At 62.8% G+C, this 6,203-nt stretch carries 6 protein-coding genes and 1 pseudogene; 6 read left to right on the plus strand and 1 reads right to left on the minus strand.

Annotated elements, in window-relative coordinates; all coding sequences use genetic code 11:
- The first annotated feature begins 674 nt into the window (after nt 1–674).
- The 6 genes and pseudogenes from VGZ23_20585 (at nt 675) to VGZ23_20610 (ending at nt 5,584) form a co-directional block, all read left to right on the plus strand.
- Nucleotides 675–1,283: a DUF1326 domain-containing protein gene (locus VGZ23_20585; GenBank protein ID HEV2359994.1), complete on the plus strand. Its 609-nt coding sequence runs from the start codon at nt 675–677 to the stop codon at nt 1,281–1,283.
- Nucleotides 1,284–1,348: 65 nt separating this feature from the next.
- Nucleotides 1,349–2,140 (plus strand): DUF2182 domain-containing protein, encoded by a 792-nt coding sequence (locus tag VGZ23_20590; protein HEV2359995.1) that lies wholly within the window; start codon nt 1,349–1,351, stop codon nt 2,138–2,140.
- 363 nt (nt 2,141–2,503) lie between these two features.
- Nucleotides 2,504–3,121, plus strand: a complete 618-nt coding sequence (locus VGZ23_20595; GenBank protein ID HEV2359996.1) for a DUF1326 domain-containing protein — start codon at nt 2,504–2,506, stop codon at nt 3,119–3,121.
- Nucleotides 3,122–3,672: 551 nt separating this feature from the next.
- Nucleotides 3,673–4,206 (plus strand): hypothetical protein, encoded by a 534-nt coding sequence (locus VGZ23_20600; protein HEV2359997.1) that lies wholly within the window; start codon nt 3,673–3,675, stop codon nt 4,204–4,206.
- 161 nt (nt 4,207–4,367) lie between these two features.
- Nucleotides 4,368–4,523, plus strand: a pseudogene (locus VGZ23_20605) (transposase).
- A gap of 95 nt (nt 4,524–4,618) precedes the next feature.
- Nucleotides 4,619–5,584: an agmatinase gene (locus VGZ23_20610; protein ID HEV2359998.1), complete on the plus strand. Its 966-nt coding sequence runs from the start codon at nt 4,619–4,621 to the stop codon at nt 5,582–5,584.
- 321 nt (nt 5,585–5,905) lie between these two features.
- Here VGZ23_20610 and VGZ23_20615 read toward each other — a convergent pair whose 3' ends face one another.
- Nucleotides 5,906–6,166 carry a UBP-type zinc finger domain-containing protein gene (locus VGZ23_20615; GenBank protein HEV2359999.1) on the minus strand — a complete coding sequence of 87 codons (261 nt, stop codon included), beginning with the start codon at nt 6,164–6,166 and terminating at the stop codon, nt 5,906–5,908.
- Nucleotides 6,167–6,203: the final 37 nt, after the last annotated feature.

Genomic DNA, 6,203 nt, shown 5'->3' on the forward strand with positions numbered 1-6,203 from the left:
TCTCATCATGCAGGGCCTGAACCGACCAGCGCACCCACGCCCGGCCCGCCTCCTCCGGCGGGGTGCAGGCCAGGGCGACGATCTCCACCCGTTGCAGGGGGGGAAAGTCGCGGCGGGCGACCGCTGCGCGGCCGATCGTCGAGACCGGCCACGCGTTCTCGGGCGAAGCGTCGGCGCCAGCGCACCACCCAGTAGCGGCTGCGATGGAGGTAGGCGGCGATGGCCATATTGCCCCACCCCAGTACGGCCAGAAGGACGACCTGAGCGCGGTCGGCCAGTCGGCGCTCGGTCGTGCCGGCCCGGCAGAGGTGCTCAAGAGCGCCACGCTCCGCGGGGGTTAGCGTGATGACGATCGCAGGCGGAGGGCCCTTTCGACGAACACCGATCACTGCGTCCATGGTAGCTGTGACCTCTGCTGCGACGTTTGCTGCGGTGAATTTGGAGCCGAGAATACGGGCCCATGGCCGGAACTCCTGCTTCTGTCTTAGAACTTGGGCTATGGTGCACTAGCGTATGACTGTTCGGCTTGTACCGTGTTGAGCGGTGGTAGAAACTGCAACTGAGGTGTGACGAAATCGACCATCGAGAACCCGAGTTGGGCTCACTGATGGGAGGGATCTGCAGGCGCCAAAGCGGAAAGTCCTGATTGTCCAAAGCAAAGGAGGCAGAGCGTAATGGCATGGCGCCTCAACGGTACGTACTTTGAAAACTGCAACTGCAACATGGTCTGCCCGTGCAGCACCTCCGGACTGACCATGCCCGCAGACAACGAGCGGTGCCGTGTCGTGCTCGTGTTCCATGTCGCCTTGGGCGAGGTCGAGGGAGTGGATGTCAGCAATCGTACTGTCGCCGTGCTGGCCGACACGCCGCGGCAGATGCTCGATGGCAACTGGCGTGTCGGTGTGTTCATGGACGCAGCCGCCTCCCCGAGCCAACAGGAAAAGCTTGGTGCCGTGTTCTCCGGGAAGCTCGGTGGACCAATGGCAGGCCTCGTCCCGCTTATCGGAGAGATGTTGGGGATGGAGGTTGTGTCCATTCAGTACGAGGATAACGGGCGCCGGCACCGAGTGAAGATCGGCGACGCCGCCGAGATTGAGATTGAGGACTTCGTGCCGCCAGGGAGTCCGACCGGAGAGGTATCCAAAATCACCGGGGCATTCCATCCAGCGAACTCGACGCTTACGATCGCCAAAGCGACAAAGGCACGAGTGAAGGCCTTCGGGTTGGAGTTTTCCAACGATGGGAAGAACGGACACTCTGCTCCGTTCTCGTGGGGCGCATGATCGTTGAGGCCGTATATGGCCAACGCGTGATCAGGCCGCGACTGCCCCACGAGGCCTAAGACACGATGGCAACCCCGTCGCTCGACGTATCCAAGCGGCCGCAGATCTGGCTCTGGTTGGCATTGCTGCTGCTCACGGCCGTTGGTTGGACGATCACGGTAATCCAGGCCCGGGAGATGGGGACCATGGCCGACATGCGGGCCATGGCAATGGGACCGAGTCCGTTCCTGCTCTTCCTTTTGGTCTGGGTCAGCATGATGGTGGCGATGATGTTCCCGTCGGTGGCGCCTATGGTGTCGCTCTTTTCTACTGTGGGGCGCAACCAACGTACCACGGTTGGGTCGGCGGTGCCGACTTGGGTGTTCCTGGCCGGCTATTTGGCGATCTGGAGTCTCTTCGGCGTCGGCGCCTATCTGCTCTCACTAGCGGTGCCCGCCGTGGGCATGACGGCGCCCGGTCTCAGGGCGTACAGTCCGATGGTCGGAGGGATTGTGCTGGTTCTGGCTGGCCTGAACCAGTGGAGCCCCTTGAAAGGTATTTGCCTACGGCATTGCCGCTCGCCCTTGAGTTTCTTACTCCAGTCATGGCGCGCCGGCTATCGCGGCGCGTTTATCATGGGGTTTCGGCACGGTGCCTACTGCGTGGGCTGCTGCTGGGGTCTCATGGTCGTGCTGTTCGCGGTAGGATTGATGAATCTGGGTTGGATGGTGCTACTGGCGGCCGTGATCTTTGCCGAGAAGATCTTCCGCCATGGCCCGCTCATCGGCCGGGTGGCGGCCCTCGGCCTCGTCCTTTTTGGTCTGGCCACCTTGATCACGCCGTGGTTGGGAAGATCGGCCAGCGTGCCACCCATGTAAGCCGCTCTACGGTCCGGTCTGCCGACTCCATGTTCCTGTCAGCTTGGCCCTCCGGTTGCGCGTCTTTGCTAATGCGGGCATCGCGGAAGGCGAAGAACCGGCCGATATGGGGTGGTTTTGACGGCGGTGGCGATCCACTCAGCGGTGATCCCGTTGTAATTGGAAGGCGCAAGCTCTCCGGCAGAGCAGCCGATTCAAACGCTCGCGTACGTGGACGCCGAAAGCTGGTTAAGTGTACTTCGGGGGTAACTCTGGAGAACGGGTGGCGGGCTGTAGGCACCGGCGGCCGGGGCCGAAGCACGGCGCACTTTCGCATGGAGAAACCTGGATAGGATCGCCCGGATCACAAGGAGGGGCGCGGTCATGGCGCCGACGAGTTGGCATATCAACGGGGACTCCGTCCTCGCCTGCAACTGCGACTACGGCTGTCCGTGTAACTTCAACGCCCGGCCTACGATGGGCTTCTGCCAGGGAGCCGTCGGCTTCAAAGTCGCCGACGGCGCTTATGGCAGCGTGCGCCTCGACGGCTTGACGGCGGCCGTTGCGGTGAAGTGGCCGGGCGCTATCCACGAGGGGAATGGGGTCGCGGCGATCTTCATCGACACGAACGCCTCGCCCAAGCAGCGCGATGCCTTGGGCAAGATCGTCTCCGGGCAGGCGGGTGGACTCCCATGGACGATCTTCGCCTCGACGTGGGGACACGTTCTCGGCCCGCACCCGGCGAACATCACCGTCAAACTCGCCGGGAAGAACACTGAGTTCTACGTCGACGATCAGCTGAAGATCGTCTTCGCCCCGATCCGCAACCCCGTGACCAAAGCTGAAGTCCTTCCGAAGGTGATGCTGGCCCAGGGATTCGTCGCCAACGAACTCGACCAATATTCGCTCAAGGAGTTCTGGGTGCGCGCGAGCCCGGAGCTCCAGTTTGCGCATCCGGGAAAGTGCGGCGAGCTGGCCAAGATCACGTGGCGGGGGCCGTAGACCGACGCCGCAGGTTGACGGTTTCAACTCGAGGGCTCCAGGCTGACGTTGCCGATGCGCACCACGTTTCTTTGGCTGACCGCGTCGATGTGCAATCATATGCGACGGAGAGCATAGGCCCAGGGCGATAGATAACCGCGAGCGTGTCGAAGCCGAGCGGAATCACAAACGCCGCAATCGCAAGCGCCAATGGCATGGGCTTCCAGGCGTTTGACAAAAGCCAAAGTAGGACCTGTGCAGACGCCGCCCGCCGCACGTTTCTGCGTCTTCATGCGAAAGGACCAATTTCCAGCGGACCCAACGACACGGGGGATTGAGAAGACGGAGGTCGACCCGGGTCTGGCCTGCGTTGGGGATGAACGTAACGACGAGAATTTTCACCAACTTTAGGGACACCTCGGAGGTCTCACGCTTAAAGAGAGAGGTTAGCCCCTGGAGGTAAAGTCTGAGACTGGGGGTCTATCCTCTTGGTCTTGGCCGGGCTTAAGTTTAAGATTCGCCCACGACACAGGTCAATCGCCAAGCGGCGCAGATTGCTTGAGGTGATTGCCATGACGTGGAAACGATGGATGTTCCTGGTGGCCTCGGTGGGGTTCATCGGGACCATCGGGCACCTGGCCCGGGTCGACGTGTACGCCGCACGCCTGGACACTGAGCGATTCACGTATCATGTGACTCCGGCCTCCGCGCCGGTGGCTCTGGGGTTTGGGGAACTGATCTACCTCACCCACCCCGAAGACATTGTGGAGGCCATCCACTACGCTGAACAGGTGCCGTCGTTCGGCAACGAAGCCCTGGCGCGGGCTTACGGGGGGCATGGGGCGGTGCCGGAGAACGTGGCGCGGGTGGCCACGGCCGATCTGGTGCATCAATGGTACGTCGAATGGGTGCGCCGGGGACGCCCCGAGGACCTCCTGGTGTTCATCCGGGATCGGTATGCGCCGTTGTTGGCGGAGAACGATCCAACGCATTTGAATCAGGCGTGGTTGCCCAACGTGACGCGATACCTGCGTGCTCATTACCAGTACCTGCCAGCCCTCTCCTCGGGGGTGATGCCGTTCGCAAGCGTCTGCGCCGTGCAGTAGGAAGTTTCCAGCGGCGAGGGGGCTTGATCGCTACGGCCAGGCGAGGTCGGCGCTGTACCGGTTTAGATGGCAAGTGACCAGACCAATGGAGTACTGAATGGCGGAACCGATTGGCATTCAGACCCAACAAGTAAGCGAAGCCCGAAGGTGATGCATGGCCGGCGCACTGCCGGTACCCGCTGCACACCAGTCTTCTCGAAGGCGTGACCAATAAGATTAAAGTGCTCAAGCGCATGGCCTACGGCCACCGGGACAACGGTTACTTCTTCCTCAAGATCTTGGACGCGTTTTCAGGCATTCCCGGAAATGCCGGATGAACCTTATAAATCAAGGCTTTCCGCACGGTGCAGCGCCCGGGAAGAGCCGTGGCGACGTCCAGGGGCAGATCATGCCGGGGGAGAAGAGAGCAGCCGTGTCCACGCGCCTCACGCCGGTCCCGGCCGGCCGCCCGACATTTCTCGATGTGGCGCGGTGCGCCGATCTGCGTACGCTCGAGGCCGATGTCGCCGTGATCGGCGTACCCTTCGGCGTGCCCTATGATCTATCTATCTCCGCCAGGCAAAGCCTGACTCCGGCCGCCGTGCGCGCGCAGTCCATGGCCTACGTTCCCTGGTACGCGACCCATTACGATTTCGAATTCGGCGGAGACCTGTTCGCCGGACGATCCGTTCGCATTGTTGACTGCGGCGATGTGGCGATGGTCCCGGGGCGGTGGGGCGAGAACTCGCGCGCTACGACCGAGGCGATCAAGGAGATCCTTGGCCGCGGCACCGTGCCGTTCGTCATCGGCGGCGACGATTCGATCCCGATCCCTGTGCTCCGCGCCTACGGGGAGCAGAAGCCGATGTGTCTCGTGCAGATCGACGCGCACATCGATTGGCGCGACGAAAGGGAGGGCATCCGGGAAGGGCTTAGCAGCCCGATGCGGCGCGCGTCCGAGATGCCCTGGATACGCGGTATGGCGCAGATCGGAATTCGGGGATTCGGCAGTGCCCGGCGCCCAGAGTTCGACGACGCGCGCACCTATGGCTCGGCGCTGATCGGCGCCGCGGAGGTTCACGGCGCCGGCGTCGAGGCCGCGCTTCGCCGGATTCCTGCCGCGGACCGGTACTACATCACGCTCGATGCCGACGGGCTCGACCCATCGATCGCCCCTGCCGTGGCCAGTCCGGCGTTCGGGGGCCTCACGTACGACGAAGTGACGGGGCTGCTGCGCGGCGTCGCGGCCCGCGGCCGCGTGGTTGGGTTTGACGTGGTGGAGATCGTGCCGGATATCGACGCCCAGTACATGACGTGCCGCCTCGCCGTCCGCCTTATCCTGAATCTGGTCGGAGCGCTCGCGCACACCGGCCAGCTCGGCGGTTTGCCCCGCCAGTAACCGGTCATTCCGGCGAGGCGTTCGAAATCGCGAATGTGCCGGAGATCCCAACGGCAACCGCGGCCGTGAGCATGATGAGCGGGTGTTCGTACCCGCCCTCCGATACCCAAAACTTCGGCCAGTGGAATCCCGCGATTCGCCATCAGCATCGCCGCCGCGATCGCGATCGCCCCGAGAGGCGACGAACCCGGACGCGACCTGGAATCCCGGTCCCCGGAACCAGCCCAACGACTTCTGGGTGCCGTGACCGATCATGAGAAGACCGAACACCACCCGAAGGATCACGAGGCTGAGATCCATGATCGCTCCCCTTCCTCGTCGTCAGAGGACGATCTCATCGATGTAGCACCACCGCCAATCCTCTCCGGGCTCGAACGATTGGATGATCGGATGCCGCGTCGCGTGAAAGTGCTTCGTCGCGTGACGATTCTTCGAGTCATCGCAGCATCCGACGTGTCCGCATGTCAAACACAATCGGAGGTGCACCCACGTGTCGCCCATCTCCAGGCACTCCTTGCAGCCCGTTCCGGACGGGGACACGCGGCGGATTTGATCCAGATGTCTGCAGGTCGTAGCTGCCATACTTACGCTCCTTCGGAAATTCACGGTTCTCGCGATC

The sequence above is a fragment of the bacterium genome, from assembly GCA_035945995.1.
GTDB lineage: Bacteria > Sysuimicrobiota > Sysuimicrobiia > Sysuimicrobiales > Segetimicrobiaceae > DASSJF01.

Bases quoted from the DNA above. Each gene is read 5' to 3' on its own strand.
- VGZ23_20585 (HEV2359994.1), top strand. From the start codon at position 675: ATGGCATGGCGCCTCAACGGTACGTACTTTGAAAACTGCAACTGCAAC.
- VGZ23_20590 (HEV2359995.1), top strand. From the start codon at position 1,349: ATGGCAACCCCGTCGCTCGACGTATCCAAGCGGCCGCAGATCTGGCTC.
- VGZ23_20595 (HEV2359996.1), top strand. From the start codon at position 2,504: ATGGCGCCGACGAGTTGGCATATCAACGGGGACTCCGTCCTCGCCTGC.
- VGZ23_20600 (HEV2359997.1), top strand. From the start codon at position 3,673: ATGACGTGGAAACGATGGATGTTCCTGGTGGCCTCGGTGGGGTTCATC.
- VGZ23_20615 (HEV2359999.1), bottom strand. From the start codon at position 6,166: ATGGCAGCTACGACCTGCAGACATCTGGATCAAATCCGCCGCGTGTCC.